19 protein-coding genes and 1 tRNA gene are annotated in these 25,153 nt (G+C 56.5%); 11 read left to right on the top strand and 9 right to left on the bottom strand.

The genetic code is table 11. The features are described 5' to 3' along the window. The first annotated feature begins 5 nt into the window (after positions 1 to 5). A complete protein-coding gene (locus tag OHL19_RS03170; RefSeq protein ID WP_263356133.1) occupies positions 6 to 1,127 on the top strand; it encodes a tyrosine-type recombinase/integrase in 1,122 nt (373 codons plus the stop codon). Between the two features lie 71 nt (positions 1,128 to 1,198). Here the strand turns inward: OHL19_RS03170 and OHL19_RS03165 are convergent. After that, positions 1,199 to 1,273: transfer RNA gene (locus OHL19_RS03165), tRNA-Phe, on the bottom strand. Positions 1,274 to 1,671: 398 nt separating this feature from the next. On the opposite strand from OHL19_RS03165, the gene OHL19_RS22985 reads away from it, so the two are divergent. Next, positions 1,672 to 1,890, top strand: a complete 219-nt coding sequence (locus OHL19_RS22985; protein WP_396126619.1) for a helix-turn-helix domain-containing protein — start codon at positions 1,672 to 1,674, stop codon at positions 1,888 to 1,890. Positions 1,891 to 2,067: 177 nt separating this feature from the next. Here OHL19_RS22985 and OHL19_RS03160 read toward each other — a convergent pair whose 3' ends face one another. Then, the gene (locus OHL19_RS03160) at positions 2,068 to 2,367 is read right to left on the bottom strand and encodes a hypothetical protein (protein WP_263356132.1); all 300 of its coding nucleotides are present in this window, start codon (positions 2,365 to 2,367) and stop codon (positions 2,068 to 2,070) included. Next, positions 2,364 to 3,284: a hypothetical protein gene (locus tag OHL19_RS03155; RefSeq protein ID WP_263356131.1), complete on the bottom strand. Its 921-nt coding sequence runs from the start codon at positions 3,282 to 3,284 to the stop codon at positions 2,364 to 2,366. Before OHL19_RS03155 ends, OHL19_RS03160 begins: the two co-directional genes overlap by 4 nt. On the opposite strand from OHL19_RS03155, the gene OHL19_RS03150 reads away from it, so the two are divergent. From OHL19_RS03150 to OHL19_RS03130, 5 genes are all read left to right on the top strand, one after another. Next, entirely contained in the window at positions 3,251 to 4,309 is a 1,059-nt protein-coding gene (locus tag OHL19_RS03150) for a hypothetical protein (RefSeq protein WP_263356130.1), read from the top strand. The genes OHL19_RS03155 and OHL19_RS03150 overlap by 34 nt on opposite strands. 105 nt (positions 4,310 to 4,414) lie before the next feature. Further along, entirely contained in the window at positions 4,415 to 5,404 is a 990-nt protein-coding gene (locus OHL19_RS03145; RefSeq protein ID WP_263356129.1) for a DMT family transporter, read from the top strand. Between the two features lie 148 nt (positions 5,405 to 5,552). Continuing rightward, entirely contained in the window at positions 5,553 to 7,115 is a 1,563-nt protein-coding gene (locus OHL19_RS03140) for an adenosine deaminase family protein (protein ID WP_263356128.1), read from the top strand. Then, on the top strand, positions 7,109 to 8,080 hold the full coding sequence (locus OHL19_RS03135) for a hypothetical protein (protein WP_263356127.1): 972 nt from the start codon (positions 7,109 to 7,111) through the stop codon (positions 8,078 to 8,080). Before OHL19_RS03140 ends, OHL19_RS03135 begins: the two co-directional genes overlap by 7 nt. 52 nt (positions 8,081 to 8,132) lie before the next feature. Then, positions 8,133 to 9,446: a glycosyltransferase gene (locus tag OHL19_RS03130; protein ID WP_263356126.1), complete on the top strand. Its 1,314-nt coding sequence runs from the start codon at positions 8,133 to 8,135 to the stop codon at positions 9,444 to 9,446. A gap of 132 nt (positions 9,447 to 9,578) precedes the next feature. Here OHL19_RS03130 and OHL19_RS03125 read toward each other — a convergent pair whose 3' ends face one another. Next, positions 9,579 to 9,779, bottom strand: a complete 201-nt coding sequence (locus OHL19_RS03125) for a cold-shock protein (protein WP_117300112.1) — start codon at positions 9,777 to 9,779, stop codon at positions 9,579 to 9,581. 225 nt (positions 9,780 to 10,004) lie between these two features. Here OHL19_RS03125 and OHL19_RS03120 point away from each other — a divergent pair, with 225 nt between their 5' ends. The 4 genes from OHL19_RS03120 (at position 10,005) to glgP (ending at position 15,921) form a co-directional block, all read left to right on the top strand. Continuing rightward, a complete protein-coding gene (locus OHL19_RS03120; RefSeq protein ID WP_263356125.1) occupies positions 10,005 to 11,435 on the top strand; it encodes a pyridoxal phosphate-dependent decarboxylase family protein in 1,431 nt (476 codons plus the stop codon). A gap of 68 nt (positions 11,436 to 11,503) precedes the next feature. Next, positions 11,504 to 12,478 carry an aldose epimerase family protein gene (locus OHL19_RS03115; RefSeq protein ID WP_263356124.1) on the top strand — a complete coding sequence of 325 codons (975 nt, stop codon included), beginning with the start codon at positions 11,504 to 11,506 and terminating at the stop codon, positions 12,476 to 12,478. Positions 12,479 to 12,528: 50 nt separating this feature from the next. Beyond that, positions 12,529 to 13,683: a galactokinase gene (galK, locus tag OHL19_RS03110; protein ID WP_263356123.1), complete on the top strand. Its 1,155-nt coding sequence runs from the start codon at positions 12,529 to 12,531 to the stop codon at positions 13,681 to 13,683. A gap of 468 nt (positions 13,684 to 14,151) precedes the next feature. Continuing rightward, positions 14,152 to 15,921 (top strand): alpha-glucan family phosphorylase, encoded by a 1,770-nt coding sequence (gene glgP / locus OHL19_RS03105; protein ID WP_263356122.1) that lies wholly within the window; start codon positions 14,152 to 14,154, stop codon positions 15,919 to 15,921. A gap of 344 nt (positions 15,922 to 16,265) precedes the next feature. On the opposite strand, the gene OHL19_RS03100 is transcribed toward glgP, so the two are convergent. From OHL19_RS03100 to OHL19_RS03080, 5 genes are all read right to left on the bottom strand, one after another. After that, the gene (locus OHL19_RS03100) at positions 16,266 to 18,581 is read right to left on the bottom strand and encodes an N-acetylmuramoyl-L-alanine amidase (RefSeq protein ID WP_263356798.1); all 2,316 of its coding nucleotides are present in this window, start codon (positions 18,579 to 18,581) and stop codon (positions 16,266 to 16,268) included. Positions 18,582 to 18,756: 175 nt separating this feature from the next. Then, positions 18,757 to 19,359 (bottom strand): DUF4142 domain-containing protein, encoded by a 603-nt coding sequence (locus OHL19_RS03095; RefSeq protein ID WP_263356121.1) that lies wholly within the window; start codon positions 19,357 to 19,359, stop codon positions 18,757 to 18,759. Positions 19,360 to 19,612: 253 nt separating this feature from the next. Next, positions 19,613 to 22,315, bottom strand: a complete 2,703-nt coding sequence (gene alaS, locus OHL19_RS03090) for an alanine--tRNA ligase (protein ID WP_263356120.1) — start codon at positions 22,313 to 22,315, stop codon at positions 19,613 to 19,615. 31 nt (positions 22,316 to 22,346) lie between these two features. Then, positions 22,347 to 22,907 (bottom strand): regulatory protein RecX, encoded by a 561-nt coding sequence (locus tag OHL19_RS03085; protein WP_263356119.1) that lies wholly within the window; start codon positions 22,905 to 22,907, stop codon positions 22,347 to 22,349. Between the two features lie 23 nt (positions 22,908 to 22,930). Beyond that, positions 22,931 to 25,135: a dipeptidyl-peptidase 5 gene (locus OHL19_RS03080; protein WP_263356118.1), complete on the bottom strand. Its 2,205-nt coding sequence runs from the start codon at positions 25,133 to 25,135 to the stop codon at positions 22,931 to 22,933. Positions 25,136 to 25,153: the final 18 nt, after the last annotated feature.

Here is a 25,153-nt window from a genome sequence, read left to right as displayed (position 1 = left end):
CATGTATGTCCATCAGGAAGAAAGCTGACGGGCTCTATGAGGTCCGCTGGCGTGAGGGAGGAAGAAACCGGAGCCTGCAAATTACGGGTGGGCTCGAACTCGCAAAAGAGGTCGAGCGGAAGAAAATGTCCGCTCGCGATGAAAACCGTCATCTCGACATCAAGAAAGAGGTCAACTTCCGCATGTCGGATTTGATTGATCGTTACTGGGACATCTTCGGCAAGAAAAAAGCCTCGGCGGATCGTGAGATTTCAATCGTGGAAGGCATCCGGGCGGAACTCGGTCGCCTGTTCGTCCGCGAAGCCGATGGTGCGGTCATGCAACGCTGGTATGAAAATCTCACCGGCAAGCGTGGACTCGCAGCTAACACGGCTGTCCGGCACTACAACGTCATGCACCACATGATGGAGAAGGCTGCGACGATCTGGTCGAAGGATACCGGCATCGATAAAAATCCAGCAGATATGGTCGAGGTTCTCCGGCCCGATGATACGCGTGAGCGCTTCCTCTCAAAGGAAGAGCTTGAACGGCTCAAAGGGGCTCTTGATGAAAGGCTGCTCAGGAAAGGCACGAAGGATTTCAACCGGACTAATCTCCGGATGCGTCTCATCGTCCTAACCGCGCTCGCAACGGGTATGCGCTCGACGGAAATTCATCGTCTCTGTTGGTCGGATGTGATGTTCGGTGAGGGGCTAATCGCCGTGCGTGCCAGGCTCAAAAAGGGCAAGGTGCGTTACGTACCGATGGCTCCGCAACTCGCCGAAGAGCTTCGCAGTCTTCCTCTTGTTGAGGATGAAGATCGTATCTTTCCGCCGACACGGGGTCAGAGCAAAAGTGGAAGGCAGAGGCTCGAAGGAAGTTTCGATGACCTGCTTTCAAGGGCACGGATCAGGCATTTCCGCTTTCACGATCTGCGCCACACTTTTGCGTCCTGGTACATGATGATCGGCGGCGATCTCTATGAGCTGGCGAAGATCCTCGGGCACGCGAACATCAAGATGACGGAGCGTTACGCGAAGCTCGGGCGTGCGCATATTGCAAAGACGGGTGTCACAGCAAAAGCCATTCTGGGGTTGCTCGGAAGTGACTACTCGCAGACGGAAGTACAACAAGCGCTCACGGCCTAGCGGCCATGTACGTTATTTGTACGTTGACATAAACTGTTAGCTCTTTGGTTGCCGCTAAGTGCTTTGTAATGTGGTGGCCAGAGACGGGATCGAACCGCCGACGCCGGCCTTTTCAGGGCCGCGCTCTACCACTGAGCTATCTGGCCTCAGTGTAATTGCAGGGAAATAGGCTTGCGCGGGAATCAACCGGTAGGTGGTAAGACTGCGCTTCTGCAACAACTTTTCAAGTATAGCAAGAGCGCCCCTTGCCGCCAAACTGACCCTGTTCTCGGTAGTGTCCTAATTTGAATTGCCTCACCATTGTCCGTGGGTCCAGTACTCCTCAGCCTCATCTTGATTGCAGAACCAGCCGTAGCCTGGGATAAAGACCATATCGGCTACTTTCCTGCGTTTCTGACACAGGGAGCAGTTTTTTATTGGCGAGATAGTGATACCGAAAACGCTCAGCAGCAACTCTAAAAATCCCATACTTTCTTTCCTGCTCAATCAGCAATTGTCCTCTATAGGGGGAATGTCTTCCATAGAGTACATACAGACTTGATGGATGGCAACCGATATTTGTGTCTTAGTGGGCCAGAGAATACGAAAATTAAGGCAGATGAGGGGCTGGACGCAGACCTACCTGTCAGTCCATGCGGGAGTGGGCCGGAACTACATTTCGGATGTTGAATTAGGAAAGAAAGAAATAGGGCTAAGAAACCTATATTTGCTTGCGCAAAGTCTGGAAGTCAGCCTCGAAAAACTGGTAGCTGGAATAAATTAGGAATTCTGGAGTGATGCATCTAAAGTGGTGCGAATCCATTCTGAAACAGTCTGGCCATTTTTCTTTGCTGCCTCAGTCATCTTCTCCAGATCCTCAGCCCTAAACCGAACAGGAACGATCTTCCCTTTAGCCTCGTGCTTGGGTAGAACTGGGCGTCCGAGTTTCTTCGGTTGCGGCTTAGGCTGATTGGGCATTTCTAAACTCCTGGATGATGGCCGCTCTTACCGCTGTTTCGGGCGATATGGCTGGGGGGATGTGTAGGACGGTGACGTGTCGTGTGTCGTCGCTATCGGTACTATGGGACCACGCATACACCCTATGAGTGTCGGGATGGTTATGCAGATCAAAGACCTCTACAATTCCATCCCAGATCGTCTTCCCTTGAAATGTTTCTTTTACGGGGACGCTTTCGACGTGAGTAGCTTTCACTCCATGTAGTTTGTGTATCACTTCTCGTAGATCGTCAATATGGCTCATGCACTCGCCTCTACCAAGTCTCCCACACTCCAGAATTCCCGAGAGACGCCAGCAGCCATTGCGGGGGTACATCGCAATGTGTTGTGGCGGCGCACAAAGTTGTAATAGGCGAAGTGCAGTCCTACCGCTGCCTCAAAGTTCTCTCGCTTCTTGCTGAATGCATGAGTAAGCCGAGCTAACCGTTTCATATGAAGCCGCGTAGTAGCATTCAGTCGTTCAACGTAACTGGTGGAAATGAGCCGAAAATCAGGTCTGCCAATGATGGCTTTCTTTTCGACAGATTGAATCGCTGGGGCGCTATACCGGCGTTGCGGGGTAATGGACTCTTCTATACCGTAGACCTTGATGATCTGGCCGTATTCTACGTCCCCGCCAAAGGCCCGCTCTATCGCTTCAACATATGCATTGAGGCCATCGGTAGAGATTTGAAGTCGATTGCGCATCCGCTTGGCCACATCCTGCACAAAGGCATCGGCGGTAGCAGAATCCCGATTGCCAACTTTGAATGCAGGAACCAATTTGGTTTCGGCATCAATGGCACAAAATGTCCAGACACTGCCAACATCCTCTGGATCTTCTGGACGAACGTGACGCTCTTTCTTACCAACAAAGCCCCAGATTTCATCCATCTCAAGACGGTTGCAAGACAGATTGCGCATCTGCTCATCCATCATGGCCGTACATCCTTTACCCACTTTCACGCCCAAACGCATGATCGTATCGCGGTGGACTCCTGTCATCCGCTCAATCGAACGGATGCTGGAACCCTCGGCCAGCGCCGAGATAATCATGATTTGCTTATCCATGTTGAGTACGTTTGCCATGTATTTAATGTAATACATTAACTGGGAGTTGTCAATATTTTTTGGAGTACAATTTCTCCGTGAATAACAACCAGCCCGGACAAGACGAAGCACCCAAGACTCAAAGCGACGGACATCCGTCGCAAAAATCCAATACGCAAGTCTCGCCAAATAAACCAGATGCTGGCGGTGCTCAAGACGTATCCGACAAGCAAGTGGATGCAGACGTAAAAGCACTCGAAGATAGGGTAAAGACGGGCGAAAGATGGGTAATTGGACTCACCGGAGCCCTTGTCTTGGTGGGACTGCTCCAGTTCGGTGCGGGATTTCTTCAGTGGCGTACTATGAAAGGCCAACTCAAGGAGATGCACGACGGTGGCGTAGACACTCACAAACTCGTCACGGCAGCGGTAGATCAGGCTACTTGGACACAACGCCTCAAAGATTCCACTGACACCCAGTCCGGCCATATGAAGGACTTGGCCGACCGAATGAAGGATCAAGCCGACCGAACAAAAACTATTGCAGAGCAAGCCGTTATTCAAGCCCGTGCTGCGCGGGTTTCGGCAGAGGCAGCCAAAAACGCGGCTGATACTAGTCAAAAGGCCATGGAGCTTTCTGAGCGCCCATGGCTGATTGTCTCTGCGACTATCGCTAGCGCCCTGACGTACGACAAGGAGGGGGCGCACATCACGCTCCACTACTCCATCGCCAACATAGGTCACAGCCCCGCAGTAGAGGTGCAGATTTCGCCAGAGTTCTACGTTGCTAATGGGAAAAAACGAGATGCGATTCTTGAAAGACGAAGACTCTGTAAGGAATTGGAGACGCACAGTGCCCTCGGAGAGACGATTTATCCTGGGCAAGTTTTTGAACAGAATTGGAGCTTCAGCGCGGCTCAAATAGATATTGACAACTCTGCGGCCTATTTCGGAAATGAGTTTTTTGTAGCGCAGATCGTAGATTGCGTTGGCTACAGAGCTAACTTCAGTCAGCAGCCCTATTCGGTAGGGTCTTCTTACGGACTGTACAAATTTTCCCCGACTGGGGAGACGCTCATTTTCCCACCCTACATTGAAATGCCAATTGGTTCCATCATGTTGACGCCGAGCGGGTTCTCCTCTAAGGATGCCAAATAAACATAGCCATAGCGCCAGAAACCAAATTAGGACACTACCCTGTTCTCCCCCAGAAGAACAATTGCCCAACCCCCGCCCCCAGCAACATGTGCTTTGATCAAGAACATGGGAAATAAGCCATCAGCACCCGAAACAGAGCCAGAATCCAGCAAAAAGCGGGCGCAGCGCTCCGATTGGCTGCCAATCGGAGCGCTGGCTCTGCTTTGCTCGTTTTGGGCCATCGACACGTTGCGAGCGGACGTCCTGCCCGATCTGTTTCCCGATCCCCTGCCTCGCTTTGAGGGAGCGAGCATCTCCTTCGTCCTGTTCGCAGCAGCAGCGGCCCTTCTGGGTATGGTGAGCAAGGCGAAGTGGCCGCGTGGGCGAGTGCTGCTGGATGCGATCTGGATTGGCGCCGGGATGTTCGTCATTCCCGCCGTGCTTATCTATCTATCGGATGGCCGCGTTTCAAAGCTGTCGCAGGCAGCCTTGTTTTCGCTCGTGCCTGTATTTGCTCTGATCTTTGAACCCTACATCGGTGCTGATCCTACCGGGCCGAGACGAGGTGGCCTGCTTGCGGCGCTCATAGCTCTCACTGGGATGCTCTTCGCCTTTCCCGTTCAAATTCCCGCTTCCATTCCAACAGCGTTGGGCTTTTGTACCGTGATCTTAGGAACAGCCTTCGCGGCTGCCGCAAATTGCAAAGCAGTCGTGTTGATAACTGAAACAGCAAAACAATCGCGAATGCCGATAATCGCGATTGCAGCGGCAACCGTGTCCGCCGGGTTCGCCGGAGCCGGCGCAGTAACGGAGCACGCCGTGTGGCAATGGAGCCTGCTCGGACCGCATCTGCTATGGTCCGCAGCCGTGGAGCTGCCCGGCCTTTTTCTCCTCTTCTGGCTGATGCATCGCATGTCCGCAGTGCGCATGTCTACGCGATATCTCATTGCCCCGCTTATATCAATCCTGCTGGGAGTGCTGCTGCTGCACCCCATCGTGCAGCCTCGAACATGGCTGGGATTACTGTTGGTAGCAGCGGGAGCAGCCTACCTGTTGCTAACCCCGGAAGGCCAGCCAGAAAACGAAGTAGAGACAAGCACGCTTTCTCTTCATTGATTCTCTTTATTGATTCTCTTCATTGAGAGTCGTTGAGATTGACGAGAGATTGAGGTTGATTGCCACACAAGCCTTCATTGCGATCGACGCCTGCATTAGACTGATCTTCGAATCTGTATTTGACTTCCCCAACCTGCTGTGAGGCCTTATGCGTCTGCTCCCATCTCTGCTTCTTGTGGTCCTGGTTTCCACGGCTGCATCCGCCCAATCCGGCGGCGCCGCCGATCCACATACTCTTCGCACCGGGCGAGCCTTTGAAGCAGCCCGCAAGCAGGGGTCGCTGGCGCTGCATAACTTCCTCGTCGGTATGCCAAAGGGCGCAGATCTGCATGTGCATCTGAGCGGCGCCGTCTATGCCGAGAGCTGGATACGTGCCGCAGGCGAAGATGGACTGTGCATCGACCCCGCAGCCTTGGACTTTGCCAAGCCCGTCTCCGGCAAATGCGTAAAAGGCGAAATCGCCGCTGCGGACTTGCTGAATCAGACACAGGCACCAGCCGCTCAGGGCCTGTATGACAAGCTGATCAATGCCTTTTCCATGCGCAGCTTTGTCGCCTATCAAGGCTGGAGCGGGCACGATCAGTTCTTCTCCACCTTTGATCATTTTGGCGGAACAGACAAGCGCCACACAGGCGAGTGGATCGACGAAATCGTAAGCCGCGCCGCCGCTCAAAATGAGCAATACGTTGAGCTGATGGACACGCCTCCGTTTGGCCATGCAGCCGAACTCGGACACACCCTCGGCTGGAATACAAACATGGCCGACCTCCGCAAAAAGCTGCTCGATGGCGGTCTGGATGAAGAGGTATCTGCGGCCAAAGAACGCATTGATAGTGCGCTCGTCCTGCGCGACAAGTTGGAGCATTGCAGTACTCCCGAAGCCGCGCCCGCCTGCAAGGTGCAAGTACGCTTCATCTATCAAATTCTGCGCGGAGCCCCACCCGAGCAGGTGTTTGCGCAGACTCTCCTCGGCTTTGAAGCAATCTCCAAACTACCCGAGTTCGTCGGCATCAACTTTGTGCAGCCTGAAGATGGACACATCTCCATGACCGACTACACCCTGCAAATGCACATGTTGGACTATCTCCACTCCGTCTATCCATCCGTGCACATCACGCTGCATGCCGGTGAGCTTGCGCCGGGAATGGTCCCTCCCGAGGGACTCCGCTTCCACATCCGCCAGGCCGTCGATCTCGGCCACGCCGAGCGCATCGGCCACGGCGTTGACGTGATGTACGAAGACAATCCTGAAGCCCTGCTCAAAGAACTCGCCACAAAGCACATCATGGTTGAAATCAACCTGACATCCAACGACGGCATCCTCGGCATCAAGGGCCTGACCGGCGAACACGCCCACCCACTGCCCTACTACCGCAAGGCTGGAGTGCCAGTTGCGCTTTCCACCGATGACGAAGGAGTCTCGCGGATCGATCTGACACATGAGTACACCCGGGCAGCCGAAGAGTACTCCCTGAGCTACGCGGACCTGAAGCAGATGGCGCGTACAGGCATGGAACACGACTTCCTGCCCGGCAAAAGCCTGTGGGCACAGGCGGATAAATTCACCGCCCCTGTAAGCGCCTGCCGCACGCAGGTGCTGGGTGCAGAAAAGCCAGCAGCCGCATGCAAAACCTTCCTCGACAGCAGCGAAAAAGCAACAGCGCAATGGGAGCAGGAACGGCGCTTCCGAGAGTTTGAGGCAAAGTGGTAAAAGCGCGTTCAACACATCGACGGACGGCCAACCTGCGTCCTCTGGCGCTGCTTGTCATCTGCCTCATCGGCCTGGCAGGCAGCGGCGCCGCGCTGGCCCAGCAGCCGTCCTCATGCGCCGATGTGCAACCGACAGCCACGCTCACAGTACAAGGCCTGGAATTTCGTTCCTACAAAACAGAAGACAAGGCATGCCTGAAAGTTTTTCGTAACCGAGTTTTGATCTATCACAATGAAGAAGAGGGCGGCACACTCACCTTCGGCAGCAACGAAGATGCCGCGTCATCCCCCGGCGGTGTCGCGCCAGGTACAGATGTAATAGGCCGCGGACATGCAAACGTACTCGCCTTGTACTACAGTGGCGGAGCACACTGCTGTACGCAGCTATTGATATTCGAGTTGGATCCCACGCTGACACTGCTGACGCGAGTGAATCTCGGCAACGACGACGGCCCGCAGTTCAAGCGCGATTCGACTAACAAGCATTACCTCATGGCAACGATCGACAATACATTCGGCTACTGGCATACCTATTTCGCCGCGTCGCCGTTGACTCCGATTCTGCTGGAGCCGTTAGACGATGGCAAAGGAGGCATCCGTTTCGCCCTGGCCGTCAAAGCAATGCGCAAGCCCGATCCCACCCAGGCCGAATGGAATGCGAACGACCTGAAGAGCGCTCGCGAAGCATTCCTCCGCGAAAACATCTTCGACAACTACTACGTTGGATCGGACCTGTGGCGATCCATGCTGCTCCGCATCTATGCAGGGCAGGATGCATGGGCATGGAAAACAGTGGACGCAGCATGGCCCGCCCGAAAACCCGGCAAAGACGCCTTCCTCAAGGATTTCTGCGGGCAGCTATCTCAGAGCCCTTACTGGGCAGATCTGCGGCCAACCATCAAAAATAGTCCACCCGCCTGCGCCGAAACATTTGCCCAGCCGCATAAGAAGACCCCTGCCAAATAGGCTGCCCCTCAAAGACGATACGATAGGCTCAGAGGCGGAGGGTAGCTGCACTGTGCGCGTTGTTCTCTCAAACATTGGAACATTTGGCGACATCAACCCACTGATTGCTGTCGCATTGGAATTGAAACGGCGTGGGCATCAGCCAGTGATGGCTGTCCCCGCCATATACGCACCGAAGATCGTGCCGCTGGGGATTGAGTTCCATGCCACCCGGCCCGATATCGACCCCAAAAATACACTGCTGGCAGAGATGATTTACGACGTGCGCAAGGGCACAGAACGAGGCCTGCGCGAGTTTCTCTTCCCCGCATTGCACGATACGTATCACGACCTGCTTACCGCTGCGACCGTTCCAGCCAGGGCCGACCTGCTGCTGCTCGGGGAACTGAACTACGCCGGACCTCTTGTCGCCGAGGTCACCGGCATTCCCTGGGCAAGCTACGTGCTCGCACCGCTATCTTTCTTCTCCGCATACGATCCGCCTGTTCTGCCAATGTATCCTCGCCTCGCGCGAGCCGACTCCGCAGTCCCCGGCATGGGATTCGCCATCCAGCGCCTGGCTCGGTTTGTAAGCCGCAAATGGCCTCAGCCTCTGTACGACTTGCGCGAGGAACTGGGCCTGCAGCGGGGGAAAAATCCACTCTTCGATGCCAAGCACTCACCAGAGCTCGTACTCGCAATGTTTTCGCGGGTCCTCGGGCAGGAACAGCCGGACTGGCCAGCGAATACAAAGATCACAGGATTTTGTTTTTACGATGCGGATGCAGGAAACGCCGCACTCCCCGCGCATCTCGAAAAGTTTCTCGCCTCAGGACCGCCGCCACTGGTCTTCACCCTCGGCTCCGCAGCCGTCCTCGCCGCAGGCCGATTCTATGAGTACGGCGCACGTGCAGCCGAGCGGTTAGGCATGCGGGCAGTCCTGCTGATCGGCTCCGATGCGCGCAACCGCCCGCGCCATCCCCTGCCGGACTCAATCTGCGTCGCCGAATACGCGCCCTACTCTGCATTGTTTTCGCGAGCATCGGTGATCATCCACCAGGGCGGCGTAGGCACCACAGCGCAGTGCCTGCGAGCAGGCAGGCCAATGCTCATCATGCCCTACAGTCACGATCAACCGGACAACGCACGCCGGATGCGTCGGCTCCGCGTAGCGCGCATCCTGCAAAAGCGCAATTTCACGCCGCTGCGAGTAGCAAGAAAACTGAAGATTTTGCTGGAAGATCCCATCTACGCCCGTCGTGCCCAGCAAATTGCCCTGAGACTCAGGAGCGAAGACGGAGTAGGCACCGCATGCAATTTATTGGAAACGTTAGTTCAAAGTAAAAAGTCCAGAGCAAAAAGCTCTAAAGTAAAAAGCTCAGAGTAAACCAAAATAAGAATAAACAGCCGAATCCAGTCCTCGCCCAACCCACACGCAGCAATAGGGCGAGGATTTTATCCTCGCCCTATTGATTGATTGCGGATTCTGCCAGAATCCCTCGGAGTCCTGAATCAAAAACTACAGAGGCTGAACGTCAGCCGCCTGCCAGCCTTTGGGACCCTTCACTACGTTGAACTGAACGGCCTGACCTTCTTGCAAGCTCTTGAAGCCATTAGAGTTAATGGCGGAGTAATGCACGAAAACATCTTCGCCGTTCTGACGCGAGATAAAGCCGAAGCCCTTCGCGTCGTTAAACCATTTCACAGTACCTTGTTCCATTTTGAGTCGTATTTCCTAAACTTTGAATTGCGCTTGAGTGAAACGGAGCGACCACTGGCAGATCTTGCTTGGTTGGGCGAGTACTGCTCACGCCCGTCTGTTCTAACGCTGCATTCATGGTACCACGATCTGGAAATCTTGATACATAAATCTGCAAGTGCCTCTTTTTGCACACGTTTCATCCTATTGGCTGGAGAGGGACAATGTGCTAGGGTGGTCTTCGCCATGACCTCTCCCCGTACCTCCGCCAATACCTATCCCCCGCAACAGGATCCCTTCCTCAATTTGCTTGAGGCTCCGCTGGCCCGCCTTGCAGAGGGCTTTCGCGATCTGCCACCATTCGTCTCCCCGCTTGATCAGGCCACCGACCGCGATGCAATGGCCCTCGTGTTGGACGAAGTAGCCGGGCGAATGGTGAACAACTATCCGTATTTTCATCCTTTGTACGCGGGCCAGATGCTCAAGCCGCCGCATCCCGTGGCAAGGGCAGCCTACGCGCTGGCAATGGCCATCAATCCCAATAACCATGCCCGCGATGGCGGACGCGCCAGCTCGCAGATGGAGATCGAGGCCGTTGCGCAGATCGCGCAGATGTTCGGCTGGTCCGGCGCGGGATACCTGGGGCATCTGACCTCGGGCGGCACCTTCGCCAACCTTGAGGCTCTCTGGATCGCCGGGCAACTCGCCCCCGGCAAGCGTATCCTCGCTTCGGAACAGGCGCATTACACCCACAAACGAATCACTGCCGTCCTGCAATTGCCCTTCACCTCCATAGCCTGCGACCTCCGCGGATGCATGGACCTGAACACCCTCGAAGAGGAATTGAAGCGCGGCGATGTCGGCACAGTCGTTGTGACAATGGGCTCAACCGCGCTGGGCTCAGTTGACCCGCTGCCCGGGATACTTGCTCTGCGATCTCGCTATGAATTTCGCATCCACCTGGACGCAGCATACGGCGGCTACTTCCGGCTCATTGCCGAAGAACTCGACGCCCCGGCGCGATCCGCCTATCTCGCAATGGATCAGGCCGATTCGATCGTAGTCGATCCTCACAAGCACGGTCTGCAACCCTATGGATGCGGCTGCGTGCTCTTCCGCGACCCCTCCGTCGGCCGCTTCTACAAGCACGATTCGCCCTACACCTACTTCACCTCCAGCGAACTGCACCTCGGCGAGATCAGTCTGGAGTGTTCCCGCGCCGGCGCATCCGCCGTGGCCTTATGGGCAACGCAACGGCTGCTTCCACTCACCCCGGATGGCGAGTTTGCCCGCGGGCTCTCCGCCGGACGCAGTGCCGCACTGGAGCTGCACCATCGATTGCGCAACGATAGTAGATTTGACCCATTTTCAGAAGCACCACAATTGGATATTGTTGTGTGGCAGATGCGTGCCGGGAGCGCCGCGCAGAGTTCCTCACTGGCGCAACAGGTTTTCGACGAATGCGCAGTTCAAAATTTACATCTCGCACTAGTACAATTGCCCGAAGCAATGTTCCGTGACCACGGTGCAAATGAAAACGTTGAAATAGACGCAATGGATACCAGTTCGATGGTTACCTGTTTACGATCCGTCCTCATGAAGCCCGAACACGCCCAATGGCTAGGTTCTATCTGGGAGCGACTCAGTTTAGCTACAAACAAATGCGTGCATCTATAAAAGATGTTTGCGATCTAACTCAATATCGTCAGCAAGATTAAAGAGAAACAGGAAATTTGGAGGTCAGGTTGGCCGGAGCAAAGGAAAACGTTGTCATTTCGAGTGGAGACTGCTCTCTGACCTTGCTGCCTGCTCTCGGTGGCAAGATCAGCTCCCTGCGGGCAGGCGCGCATGAACTGCTCCAGGCCCCACTGAAGCCATTAGCCCCACGCACTCAAACAATGGCCTTCTCCGCCAGCGACGCCAGCGGCTGGGATGAATGTCTCCCCTCGGTCGGCGAATGCATCATTGAAACCGAAACCGGAAACGCCTCCATCCCCGATCACGGCGACCTCTGGCGGCTGGAGTGGGAAGTGCTGGATATCGCTGCCGATTCAGCAACGATGCGCGCCACATGCTTCTCTCTGCCCCTCGAAGTAACCCGCACCCTCCTGCTGTCGACGACCGGCTCAGGCTGGCTGCTGCGAGCCATGTATACGGTGGCCAACCGAGGCAACGGATTTGTCCCCTGGTCCTGGGCAGCGCACCCTCTCTTCAGCGCACAGGCCGGGGATCGCATCGTACTGCCCGCATCCATTCAAACCCTGAAAGTCGAAGGCTCCGCAGGAAATCGTCTCGGCCAAAACGGAGATACCACGCAATGGCCAATAGCCAAGCTGGCGGATGGCTCACAAACCGATCTAAGCGTGGCTCGGAATATCGAATCCGGCATCGGCGACAAGCTCTTCGCCCAACCCGACGCCAACGATGCCTGGTGCTCCCTGGAGCGCCCAGCAATCGGCCTGCGCCTCACCGTTCGTTTTGACCCCGTTCTGACGCCCTACATCGGACTATGGATCTGTTACGGCGGCTGGCCCGACGAAGCCGGTGCAAAGCAAATGTGTGTCGCAATGGAACCAACCACAGCACCTGTAGACTCGTTGGCAAAGATTGGACCGTGGTCGCGCATACTGGCCCCCGGTGAAACCTTTACCTGGCCAATGGAGTTGCACATCGACCGGATTACCGAACTTACTGAAATCTCTGAATTCTCTGCTCAATAAACAAAACTTCTGCTCCATTGCATCTGTGTTTTTATCGAGGAACTAACAGTATGAAAGACCCCGCCGCATTACGCACCTTACACGAAAACCGCTTCCACGCCGTCCCGCAAATCTTCGCCGCGCCGGGACGCGTAAATCTGATTGGCGAGCATACGGATTACGCTGAAGGCTTCGTCATGCCCGCGGCGATCGACTTCGCCACACTCACCGCCATCTCCCCCCGCGACGACGGACAGGTCGTTCTATACGCAGAGAACTTCGGCGAAGAGCGTTCCTTCCCAGCCAACGCGCTTCCCACCAGCCCCACCAGCCACTGGAGCGACTACCCGCTCGGAGTGCTGTCCATTCTCGCCGGCGAAGGCTATGCGATCCCCGCATTCAGCCTCACCCTCTGGGGCGACGTGCCTCTAGGCGCTGGATTAAGCAGCTCCGCCGCCGTCGAAGTAGCCACCGCCATCGCCGTGACCGGCCTGCTCGGAGTAACCATCCCCGGCCCCCAACTCGCCCTGCTCTGCCAGCGCGCCGAGAACGAGTTCGTCGGAGCCAACTGCGGCATCATGGATCAATTCATCTCCGCCAACGGCGCCGTCGACCACGCGCTGCTGCTGGACTGCCGCGACCTCAGCTACACCCTCGCTCCCATTCCTGAAGAGATGGCGCTGGTCATTGCCAACACCATGGTGAAGCACGCCATCACCGGCGGAGAATACGGCAGCCGTCGCGCCGAGGTCGAAGAAGCATGTCGCATCCTCGCCACGCATCGCCCCGAAATCAAGTTCCTTCGCGACGCCACCGTGGCCGACCTCGAAGCCTGGGGCCACGAAATCCCACCCGATGCTCTCAAGCGCGCGCGCCACGTCATCACCGAAAATCAGCGCACCGTCGATGCCGCCAAAGCCCTGATGCAGGGAGACCTGCCCACACTCGGCCGCCTCATGCACGAGGCCCATATCAGCTATAGCAAAGACTTCGAAGCAAGCTGCGTGGAAGCGGACACCATGGTCGAACTCGCCCAGGATCTCCCCGGCCTGATCGGCGCACGATTGACCGGCGGTGGATTCGGCGGCTGCACCGTCAATGTCGTTGAAAAAGCTCACGCCACAGAATTTGCCGCCTCACTCGCCAGCCGATACAAGCAGGCCACTGGAATCGATCCCCAGATTTTCATCTGCCATGCATCGGCCGGTGCTCACCGCATAAGCTAACCACAAACACCCGCGAAGCGAGGGCAGCAATTGTGATTACTCCAATCGCCGCCCTCGCATCTCAGCAATCCCTTCACAGCAATCGCACCACAACTGTTGCACTTAGCCCGGATCGCATAAAAACTTATCCAGATATATACACCGCCTCCACTGCTCCCACTGAAATTTTGGATTCCCCCTAAACTCTGCGATACCGTTTATTTACAAGAACGCGTATTCTTCCCTTGCAGCAAGTCCGGCAATTGAAAGCGTTTTCATGTCCTCAAACCGACCCAGAATTTGCTATTCGTCAATTTGATGCCTTGTTAAAATCGCCTTGGCTTTCATCTTCAAGTCGCAATTGAGCGAACTGACTTTTTTGCAGCGAACAAGCGATAGGGTCGCACCATCCAAAGACTGGCTGGTTCGTCTGCAACTGGCGCCGGGGATACCCGGTGCTTCTCTTCACCCCACGGAGACCACCACCTAATGTCGAACTCCTCTTTCCCAAACCAGGTTTCATACGAATCGTTTCCTCCCACAGGCGTCGTCGCCTATTTCTCGATGGAGATCGCCATCAACCCCGCGATGCCAACCTACTCCGGGGGCCTCGGCGTACTCGCCGGAGACACACTGCGTTCAGCCGCCGACCTCGGCACACCCCTGGTCGCCTTTACCCTGCTCCACCGCAAGGGCTACTTCCGCCAGCATCTCGACAAAGATGGCGCGCAAACCGAAGACAGCCAGCCCTGGACCCCAGCGAACTTCTGCACTGAAGAATCCCCGCGCATCACCGTCACGGTTGAAGATCGAACCGTTACGATTCGTGCCTGGCGCTATAACCTCGTAGGCCGCGCCGGACACATCATCCCGATTTACCTGCTCGACACCGATCTACCCGAGAACAGCACCTGGGATCGCGGCCTGACCGATCATCTCTACGGCGGCGACTCGAACTATCGCCTGCAACAGGAGATCGTGCTCGGCATGGGCGGTACACGCATGCTCAACGCGCTCAATTACCGCGTCAATGTGTACCACATGAACGAAGGCCACGCGGCGCTGCTCACCCTGGCCCTGCTCGAAGCACAACTCGGCGGCGGCCCACTCAACAAGGTCACCGACGTAGACGTCAAGGCCGTGCGCGAGAAGTGCGTCTTCACAACCCATACCCCGGTTCCCGCCGGGCATGACCGCTTCAGCATCGAGCAGTCGACACGCATCCTCGGCGCCGAACGCACCGCGCGTCTCCAGGCGCTCGGCTGTTGCCATGACAACATGCTGAACATGACCTACGTGGCGCTCCATTTTTCGCGTTACGTCAACGGCGTAGCCCTCCAGCATGGCAATGTCTCCCGGGCCATGTTCCCCGAGTATCAGATCGACGCCATCACCAACGGAGTACACGCGCCGACCTGGGTCTCCGAGCCATTCCAGAACCTGCTGGACAAGAACATCCCGCACTGGCGTCGAGATAACCTCTATCTCCGCAATGCCATCGAAATCCCCCTGCCCGAGATCATCGCAGCCCATGCCCAGGCCAAGGAATCATTGCTGGCCGAGGTCGCCACGCGAACCGGGCTGGTGATGAACCCCAAAGTTTTGACGCTGGGATTTGCACGCCGGGCAGCGACCTACAAACGCGCCGACCTGCTCTTCACCGATCCCGAACGGCTACTCGAAATCGCCCATGCCGCAGGCGGCCTGCAGATTCTATACGCGGGCAAAGCGCATCCGCAGGACGAGCCCGGCAAAGCATTGATCCACAGCGTAATCGAGAAAGCGAAGAAATACTCCGGCATCGATCTGCGCGTCGTCTATCTCGAAAACTACGACTGGGAGTTGGGAGCACTGCTGACCGCAGGCGCAGACGTCTGGGTCAACACCCCGCGGCGCCCCTACGAAGCCTCCGGCACCAGCGGCATGAAGGCTGCTCTGAACGGAGTGCCAAGCCTGTCGATTCTCGATGGCTGGTGGATCGAGGGCTGCCTGGAAAACTACACCGGCTGGGCCATTGAAGATGGAGTGGACGATACAACCGAGGCCACCTCCCTCTACGAAAAACTGGAAAAATCCGTAGTCCCTCTCTATCTGAAATCGCCCGAAGCATGGGGCAACCTGATGCGCACGACGATTGCCTATAACGGCTCCTTCTTCAACACCAATCGCATGGTCAAGCAGTACATCCGCAACGCCTACTACCCAGTAGACCTGACCGAATCAGCCCCAGTAGAAGAACCCGCCGCAGTAGCCCACTAACCCTTACCTCTAAAAACAATTCGCTCCGTAACCCACATAAAGCAAGTTACGGAGCGAATTCCAAACAAACAACAACCTGCAACTTGCCGAAAATTACCCCCCAAAAGCCCACAATCAAAAGAAACAACAGCAGCCGTATCCCTCGCCATTGCAGTCGCCCTTGCTGTTGCCCTTGCCTTTCTGTCTGTCATTCCCGAAGGGAATCTGCTTCTTCTGTTGCCCTTACCCTTCCATCCATAATTCCCAAAGAAAATCCCCTGCTACCCCAGCCAAAAACACCTACATAGCCCCCCAGGGGGGTAATTCCCCATCTATTCGCCTAAAAACCCAAAAACAAAAACGAACTACCGCCCAGCAGGCTCCTCACCACCACCCAGGCCCCTCGCCGAACTTTTCCCCGACACAGGCCGAATCCCACTAAGCCCTCGCAGATAACGCTCAACCCCAGCCGCCAGCGACTCCGCAATGCGCTGGCGATACGCCCCCTCGCGCAATTGTTGAGCATCATCCGGATTGGTAAGAAAACTGATCTCCGCCAGAATCGACGGCATCTGCGCGCCGATCAACACAACGAATGGAGCCTTTTTGACACCACGATCCTTCAGCCCGGGATTACCGGATTTAAGCCCCGCAAAGAGCCCCTGATCCACATCCGCGGCAAACTCACGCGATTCGTCGATCTTGTCCTTGAGCGCAATCTGCCGCACCAGGTCGGAGAGCTGATGCACCGAACTGCTGGAGACCGCATTCTCACGCGCCGCTACATCCAGCGCACTGGGGTCGCTGGTGAAGTTGAGATAGTAAGTCTCAACGCCACGCGCCGCTGGCTCCGAGCTTGAATTGGCGTGAATCGAGAGAAACAAATCCGCCTGCGCCTTGTTGGCGATGGCCGTCCGCGTTTCCAGCGGAATGAACGTATCGTCGGAGCGGGTGTAAACAATCTCCGCGCCGAGTTGCTGATGCAGCAGCTTTCCGGTGCGCAGGGCAACATCCAGCACAACATCCTTCTCCTGGATGCCGCCCGGACCAAGCGTGCCGGAGTCATGCCCACCATGCCCGGCGTCAATAACAATGCGCCCCACCTTGAGCCCAAGAGCCCGCACCAGCGAGCGCTGCCCATCCGATGTAGGATCGGCAGCATGAGGCAGCGGCGGAGCCTCATCGGCCGCAACCGGCGGCGGCGAAGAACTGGCCCGGCCCTTCCTTTTCGTTTTGTTATTCGGCTGAACTTTTGCCTGGTCAGCAGAGGTCTGGCTGGCAGATTGCGTAGAACCGGCCGTATCCGCACTCGCTCCCTGCGACTCATCCGGCTTCGTTGCCGGGCTCGTTGTCGAACTCGTTGTCGGGAACGCCGTTTTAACTTTTGCCGAAACCGGCGCACTGGTCGGACCAGCCGTAGCCTGAATCTTCGCAGGCTCCGTGCTCAGCTTCGCTACATCGGCCACCGTGTTTTCCGTGTTCGGCGGAGCAGGCGTCGCACGCAGCGAATAGCGCGTCTCCGGCACAGTCGATCTTCCGTCCTGCCTGTCGCTGTGAACATCGCTGTGTATGTCAATGATCAGCCGCCACGGATTCGGCAGCAGAAAGGCCGAGTACTGGCTCACATCCGTCACATCGAGCACCACACGCGTCACATCCGGCAAAAACTGCGCCGCCCGAATGCGCTTGAGATACCCATCGTCGATCACCTCAACCTGGCGCCCATTGAGGCTCGGCGCCAGCCGCGCCCCATGCAGATCAAAGAAAATGCGATCCGGATTTGGAACGCGCGCAGCTTCGTACTCCACCTTGCCGCCCAGATCAATTGCAATGCGCGTAGACGTCGGATTCGACCAATGCCGCATTCCAGTGATCATGACCGAGCGGTGCGATCCGGATTGCGCAGGCTCCGGTGTTGGCAATAAGCCAGGCGAGTCTGTCCGCTGCATCGAACTTACGTCTTGCTTCTGCGTCGCTTCTCGCTGGTCCTGCACGTCTGGCGAAGGAAGCGCAGACGAAGCAGACGTAACGGGCATCTTCGACGTGGAGCGCTGCCTGCCTGTTGGCGTAGCCGAAACAGTGGGTAGATTCCGTGCATTCCTGCTGTCTTTTGAGTTGTGAGGTTGCATCTCCCTGAGATCCAGAGCCGCCTGCTCCGCAAAGGAACTATTCGGCGCAGCATCAATGACCGCCTGAAGCTTCTCTTTGGCGCAGGCGATATCTTTCAGATCCTGGCGGCAAATTTCCCCTTCAAGCAGCAGCACATTGTCGACCTGTGGACTTTTCGGATAATTCTGGCGGAGGAATTCATACTGTCCAATCGCGGCTCGCAGAGCGCGATCGTCTTTCAGCACGCGGCCTTTTTCCGCCAGCAGATCGGCAACCTGGGCAACAGCGGCAGGCGACTTCGATGCACCAGGATCTTCGTGATAGATAAGGCGAAACGCATCCATCGCGTTTTCGTACTGCTCTCGAGTCCGCTGCTCCGCTGGCGTGGAATCCAGCTTCTGACGCAACGCCACAGCCCGATCCCAGGGATCCAGTTTCCGCGCCGCGAATGACGCGGTCAAAGGAGTAAGAGCCGTCAGCACCAGAACCGCTGCGGTACAAAAAGGCACTGAAGCAAGGCGCGGCGAAGAGTGCTTTTGAACGGTTTGCAGCAGCGGGAATGGGGGAACCATACGCAAAGTGGTCTCGCTATGATTCTAGGCCCTGACAGCCCCGCTGCAGAATTTCCCCGGCATGCGGGGAACCTGCTGGTTCAACCCGCCTGCCCGAAAGAGAACACTCGAAACGCGCCCGAGAAGCACAGGAGAAGTACAGGGGAAGCACAGGAGAAGCAAACAAACGGATCGATTACTGGCTGCTCTTCTCCGTCATTTCACTCTTCGCGCGCATGGTCACGTTATGCGTCTGCGCCATCTGTTTGATCATGTCCAGATGGGCGGAAACAACCTGCGAACCCTGACTTGCCGCATTCTTGACGACTGGCGAAGTACCACTCGAAGCCTCCGTCTTGAACGCCTGCAAATCCTTCTCGTGGCCACGAACCATAACGCGAATATATGCCTTGTCAAACTCATCGCCCGACAGGCCCTGCAGCCGCGTCATGGTCGCCTGATCTTTTGGCGATACCGTGGTCGGCGCAGTCACTCCGATCTGGCTGGCTACCTCTTTCATCTGGTCGCCCAGCTTGGTGTGATCTTCGATCATCTTTTGCCCAAACTGCTTCACGTCGTCGCTGCTTCCTTTTTGGGTTGCAAGCTGGCCAAGTTGAACTTCAGCCATTCCACCCATCAAGGCTTCTTTCACAAATTGCTTATCTGCCGCACTTGCCTGGCCGCCAGCCTGGGCAAGCCCAGTCTGAGTAAGCCCGGTTGTTGTAGCGGCAACCATCAGAATCGAGCAGGAAGCGAGCAGAACACGCTGCATCGTCCTGGATTTCATATTGAGTTTCATGGGAGAGGCTCCTTGCATGCCGGTTAGTCGAACTGCCCCGAGAATCGCGCGACCCAAATGAGCAAGACAGAGCGCGATTCAACTTCTTCAAAGAATGGTGTGATACAAAGCGCTTGCGCTAAAACACGCTTGCGGCTTAGGACACACCACTCAATCAGAAGGCACCGACAGACCATAAGTTGCCTGAGCAGGCAGCAGTGCTTGTTGGCCTCATGAAGCTGTGCTCTTTAGCTCAACTTATTAGCTCAACTCACTAGCTCAGAAGCTCAGCAACGATACCCGGTACTGCTTTGAGCGCTGCTCCAAGCTCTGCCTGATCTTTACCGCCAGCCTCAGCAATCTCCGGCTTGCCACCGCCGGAGCCGCCTACAAGTTTTGCCACTGCGCCGACAAGTTTGCCAGCCTGGATGCGCTTGGTAAGCCCCGGCGTAACACCGGCAATAATCGCCACCTTGCCCTCAGGCTGCGCGGAGCCGAGAACGACAACTCCTTCGCCCCACTTTTGCGTGAGACCCTGCTTGAGATTGTCGACCAACGTGCGAAGCTGCCCGCGATCGAGCGAATCCGCGCGCAGCGTAGCGATCCGTATGCCCTGCACATCGACAGCACCAGCGAGGGCTTCGTCGAGGCCTCCGGCTGCGGACTTCATGCGCAACTCTTCCAGCTCGCGACGCAGCTTCTTGAGCTCGTCCTCATTCGAAGCGATCTTCAGACGGAGTGCCTCTGCTGGAGTCGTTTCAGCAGAAGGTGCAAGCTGCGACGCAAACTGGGCTACTGCAAAATCACGCCTGAACTCATCCAGCGAACCGGTTCCTGTGATCGCTTCGAGCCGCCGGACGCCGGACGATACTGAGCCTTCACCAACGATCTTGATCAGACCGATTTCGCCCGTTGCTCCGGTATGAATGCCGCCGCAAAGCTCCGTTGAGAAGCCGTCTGTCAGGCGAACAACGCGAACTTTATCGCCGTACTTTTCACCGAAGAGAGCCATCGCATGATACTCGTTGACCGCAACGTCGATAGGCACGTCCACGAAAGTTTCGACCGTCGCATTGCCCAGCACTTCGCGATTCACGATAGACTCGATCTCTTCGAGTTCTTCAGGAGCAACCTGCGCGAAATGCGAAAAGTCAAAACGCAAACGGCCAGGCTCGACGGACGACCCAGCCTGCTTCACATGCGTGCCCAGAACCTGGCGCAGCGCGGCATGAAGAAGATGCGTGCCGGTGTGATTGCGCTTGATCGCATCGCGGCGAATGCCATCTACGACAGTGTTTACACGGTCGCCGATAGCCAACGCCTGCTTGAGCACAGCCTTGTGTGCGCGCACTCCCTGAACCGGCGCAACACAGCCCGTAATCTCTGCAACCGTCGTGTTGCTATCGGTGGACATGAACCAGCCGGTGTCGCCAGTCTGGCCGCCGGAATCCGCGTAGAAACTGGTGTGGTCGAGAACGATATCGACCTGCTCGCCAGCAGTAGCAACGGGTACTCCGACGCCATCTTTGACGATGGCGAGTACTTCGCAATTCGTGGAGACAAGCTGCGTGTAGCCTTCAAATACCGTCTTCGCAAGCTCGCGATAAGCAGGGCTGGCGGTCTTCTGCGAACCACCCTTCCAACTGGCACGGGCGCGGGCTTGCTCTTCTTCTTTAGCGCGCTCAAAGCCCGCTGTATCAAAGGCAACTCCAGCATCGTGTGCCGCGTCCACCATGAAGTCGAGTGGCAGGCCGAAGGTTTCATAAAGATGGAAAGCCGCAGTCCCGGTGAAGTCGCCCTTCAATTCTTCATCGAGCTTGGTCATGCCGAGTTTGAGCACGCGATCGAACTGCTTCTCTTCTGCCTCGATGACCTTTGAGACGCGAGACGCGAGATCAGCCAACTCCGGATAGGCGTCGATCATCAGGTCGCGAACGGCAAAGACCATCTGATACAGAAATGGTTGCTCCTGCCCGAGCAAACGGCCATGACGAATACCGCGACGAAGAATCTTGCGCAGCACGTAACCGCGACCTTCATTTGCCGGCAAGACCCCGTCGCCGATGAGGAAGGTCGCCGCGCGAGCATGATCAGCAATGATGCGCAGGCTGGCGTTGCTTACATCGTTCGCAACGCCGACCAGTTCGGCAGCGCGTGCGATCAGCGGCGTGAAGAGGTCTGTTTCAAAGTTGGAGAGCTTGCCTTGCAGCACTGCCGCAACACGCTCCAGACCCATGCCGGTGTCGATGCTTGGCTTGGGCAGCGGACTGAGTTGATAGCCGGTGGTCTTGCCCTTTTCATCCACGACTGCGGCCCGATCGAACTGCATGAAGACCAGGTTCCAGATCTCGACGTAGCGCGCGTCATCTTCGCCGAAGGGAAGATCTTTACCCGTCTCTGAAGCTTCGATGCCGAGGTCGTAGAAGATCTCCGAACAAGGACCACAGGGGCCGGTTTCGCCCATCTGCCAGAAGTTATCCTTGGCGCCGAAAGCCTTGATGCGTTCTTTGGGCACGCCGACATTGATCCAGAAATCTTCAGCTTCGTCGTCGCGGGCTACGTTGGTGTCGCCCTCAAAAATCGTCACATACAGGCGGTCTTTGGGAATGCCGAACCACTGCTCGTCGGTGATCAGTTCCCAGGCGAAGGCAATGGCTTGCTGCTTAAAGTAATCCCCGAAGCTGAAGTTACCCAGCATCTCGAAGAATGTGTGATGACGGCGCGTGAAGCCCACATTCTCCAGATCATTGTGCTTGCCGCCTGCGCGGACACACTTCTGCGAGGTGGTAGCGCGGGTGTAATCGCGCTTCTCCGCACCGAGAAAGAGATCCTTGAACTGGTTCATACCAGCGTTGGTGAACAGCAGCGTCGGATCGTTGGCCGGTACCAGTGACGAGGAGTGGACACGACGGTGCCCCTTGCTCTCGAAAAAGCGCAGAAATGTTTCGCGAATGTTGTTTCCAGAACTGTATTGCATGGCTTATTTAGTGTATCGGAGCGAGGTGGTCTTACTCGTCCGCAGGCGCATCGTCTTCCAGGTTGTCCAGCGTGGCTAGAGCTTCATCGGAAACATCCCATTGGCGCAGGATTTTGTAGATGACGGTGGGCGAGAAGCCTGCGGTGACTAAACGGCGCATTACGCGGGCGGTTTCCTTCTCGTTTTCTGGCTTGCGGATGCGCTTGCGTTCGAGGTGCTGGCGGGCGAGTGTTTCTTCGCTGATGTCTGCATAGCGGGCTTCGATGGTCTGGCTGATGATTTCCTTCGAAACACCTTTCTGGCCTAGATCCTGACGGACGCGGCGTTGGCCTTGTTTTTCATTCTGCTGACGGAGCCGCACGTAGTTATCGGCATAGGCGGTGTCGTCCAGATAGCCGTATTCTTTGAGGCGCGCTACGACGACGGAGACCTTGGCTGCTCCTGCTTCGTCGGGCTCGACTTTGGCGCGCATCAGGCGGCGCAGATCTGCCTCGCTTCGCATGCGGCGGCCGAGCGACTGGAGGGCGTACTCATGCAATGCAGGTTCGCTCAGCCAGACCTGCGGCTTAGAGGATTTGCGCGGAAACGGCATTGTCTATTTCCTATCCCCTGGTTTCATTTTGTCCATTGGTCGACCCAGTCGTTGACGGTTTTGTACCAGAGTTCGGAGTTTTGCGGTTTCTGTACCCAGTGGCCTTCGTCGGGAAAGTAGAGCATTTTGCTGGGGACTTTGAGGCGCTGCAGGGTGGTGAAAAGCTGGTAGCCTTCCGAAACATCGAGCCGGTAATCAAGCTGGCTGTGGATGACCAGTGTGGGCGTTTTGAAGTTCTTTGCCGACATGGCCGGGGACCATTTGCGGAAGGGGTTTTCGGAGTCGGGTTTGCCGTAGTAGTCCCAAGGCTTGCCTGTGAATTCCCACTCGTTGAACCAGAGTTCTTCGGTCGATCCGTAGGCGGATTCGGGGTTGAACATGCCGTCGTGGGTGACGATGCATTTGAAGCGGTTGGTGTGGCCGAGCACCCAGTTAGCCATATATCCGCCATAGCTGGCGCCGAGGGCGCACTCGCGGTTCTTATCGATGAAGGGGTAGGTTTTCTCGGCGTAGTCGAGGCCTAACATCAAATCTGAGAATGGCTTGCCGCCCCAGTCGCCGTTGACTCCATCGACGAAAGCCTGGCCGTAGCCGGTGCTGCCGCGGGGATTAATCATGACTACGACGTAGCCGTTGGCGGCCAGCAATTCGGCGTTCCAGCGGTAGCTCCAGGCATCGCCCCATGCACCTTGCGGGCCGCCGTGGATTAGGAACTTTACTGGGTATTTTTTGGCTGGATTAAAGGCTGGGGGTTTGATTATGAAGCCCTGGACTTTAGTTTTGTCGGCTGCCTCGAACCAGAAGGGCTCCAGTGGGGATTGGTCTAGTTGATTTAGCAGATCATCGTTGAGATGTGTGACTGGCCGGGGAACGTAGATCATTTTTGTTAAGGCTACTACTTGGTCAAGGTTTACGACTACCACCTCTGCAGGATGATCTACCCTCATAAGATTACCTACAATTAGCTCACGGCCATGGTCCAGAATCGGACTGGTATGAATGTCGCTCCATTCTCCGTGGGCCTTGCTGAAGTCATGCAAATCGACGTCAGAAATACCAACTGAGTAGAGCGAAGATTCGCCTTTGGTGCCGGAAACGAAATGAATGTATAGGGAATCCTGCGACCAGATAAACTCATCTACCCAGCGGTCGAAGTTGGGGAGTAAGTCTTTTATTTGCTTGGTGGTGCGGTCGTAGAGGACGAGGCGGAATTTGTCGCTTTCGTAGTTGGCTCGGGCCTGGCTGCGCCATGCTAAATATTTGCCGTTGGGGGAATAAGCGGGGCTGAAGTCGCCGCCGGGGGATGTTGATACTTTTGCTGGTTTGGCTGCCGGGTTGGTCAGGTCGAGGGTGAAGATGTCGGCGTTGGTGCTGATGGCTGGTTCTTCGTCGAGGTTTTCGGTGAAGGCAAGTTCTTTGGAATCAGGAGAGATGGCGAATCCGCCACCGCCGCCCAAAGAGAATGGCGGGACGTCGTGCGGGTCGTTGGGGGTGAGGTCGCGGATAGAGCCTGAGTCCACAGTGAGTTGGAACAGGTGGCTGCGCTTGTCGCCGGTGAAGGCGTTCCAGTGCTTATAGAGCAGATGGGTGAAGACGCGGGCTTTGACTTTGCTGGCGGCCTGGGCGGAGTCGCGGTCGGCGGTGCATTTGTAGGCGTCGGGATTTTCGGGGGTGATGGCGGGGCAGTCGGGGTAGACGGCGGCGGTGAAAACTATGCTTTTGCCATCGGGTGACCAGAGGGCATTGTCTGCCTCCGGAACGCCACTTGCGGGGCCTGCTGCATTGCCTGTTGGATTTTTGGCGCCATTGGCAGGATTTCTTACGTTGCTTGTCGCTCCGGTCGCGGAGTCGAAGTCGGCGATGTAGATTTGCTGACTTCCTGAGCGGCTGGAAAGGAAAAGCAGGGACTTTCCGTCGTGTGAAAAATGCGCGCCGCCGTCGCCGGGTTCGGTTTCAGCGATAAGTTTTGGGTGGCTCCCTGATGGTCCGTCGGCAATAGGTTGAATCCACAGCCTGGAAGTGCTGGCGTTTTTGGCCAGGTCTACATCGGTGACGGAATAGACGAGCCATTTGCCGTTGGGGGAGACGTCGGTGTCTCCGAGGCGGTGCATCTGCATCATGTCGGCGAAGGTCATGGGGCGCTTCGCCTGCGCGCTGGTGATGAGGGGCGCGAGCGGGAGGATGCTCAGGATCGAGAGGAGGACGAGAGTTGTGGGGCGGTTCCGCATGCTTGGGCCTTTGGAGAT

This window comes from Acidicapsa ligni (assembly GCF_025685655.1).
GTDB lineage: Bacteria > Acidobacteriota > Terriglobia > Terriglobales > Acidobacteriaceae > Acidicapsa > Acidicapsa ligni.
The sequence above is the reverse complement of the archived record's forward strand: the minus strand, read 5'-3'. Positions and strand labels throughout refer to the sequence as shown.

Bases quoted from the DNA above. Each gene is read 5' to 3' on its own strand.
- OHL19_RS03170 (WP_263356133.1), top strand. From the start codon at position 6: ATGTCCATCAGGAAGAAAGCTGACGGGCTCTATGAGGTCCGCTGGCGT.
- OHL19_RS22985 (WP_396126619.1), top strand. From the start codon at position 1,672: ATGGCAACCGATATTTGTGTCTTAGTGGGCCAGAGAATACGAAAATTA.
- OHL19_RS03160 (WP_263356132.1), bottom strand. From the start codon at position 2,367: ATGAGCCATATTGACGATCTACGAGAAGTGATACACAAACTACATGGA.
- OHL19_RS03145 (WP_263356129.1), top strand. From the start codon at position 4,415: ATGGGAAATAAGCCATCAGCACCCGAAACAGAGCCAGAATCCAGCAAA.
- OHL19_RS03140 (WP_263356128.1), top strand. From the start codon at position 5,553: ATGCGTCTGCTCCCATCTCTGCTTCTTGTGGTCCTGGTTTCCACGGCT.
- OHL19_RS03125 (WP_117300112.1), bottom strand. From the start codon at position 9,779: ATGGAACAAGGTACTGTGAAATGGTTTAACGACGCGAAGGGCTTCGGC.
- OHL19_RS03120 (WP_263356125.1), top strand. From the start codon at position 10,005: ATGACCTCTCCCCGTACCTCCGCCAATACCTATCCCCCGCAACAGGAT.
- galK (WP_263356123.1), top strand. From the start codon at position 12,529: ATGAAAGACCCCGCCGCATTACGCACCTTACACGAAAACCGCTTCCAC.
- glgP (WP_263356122.1), top strand. From the start codon at position 14,152: ATGTCGAACTCCTCTTTCCCAAACCAGGTTTCATACGAATCGTTTCCT.
- OHL19_RS03100 (WP_263356798.1), bottom strand. From the start codon at position 18,581: ATGGTTCCCCCATTCCCGCTGCTGCAAACCGTTCAAAAGCACTCTTCG.
- OHL19_RS03095 (WP_263356121.1), bottom strand. From the start codon at position 19,359: ATGAAACTCAATATGAAATCCAGGACGATGCAGCGTGTTCTGCTCGCT.
- alaS (WP_263356120.1), bottom strand. From the start codon at position 22,315: ATGCAATACAGTTCTGGAAACAACATTCGCGAAACATTTCTGCGCTTT.
- OHL19_RS03085 (WP_263356119.1), bottom strand. From the start codon at position 22,907: ATGCCGTTTCCGCGCAAATCCTCTAAGCCGCAGGTCTGGCTGAGCGAA.
- OHL19_RS03080 (WP_263356118.1), bottom strand. From the start codon at position 25,135: ATGCGGAACCGCCCCACAACTCTCGTCCTCCTCTCGATCCTGAGCATC.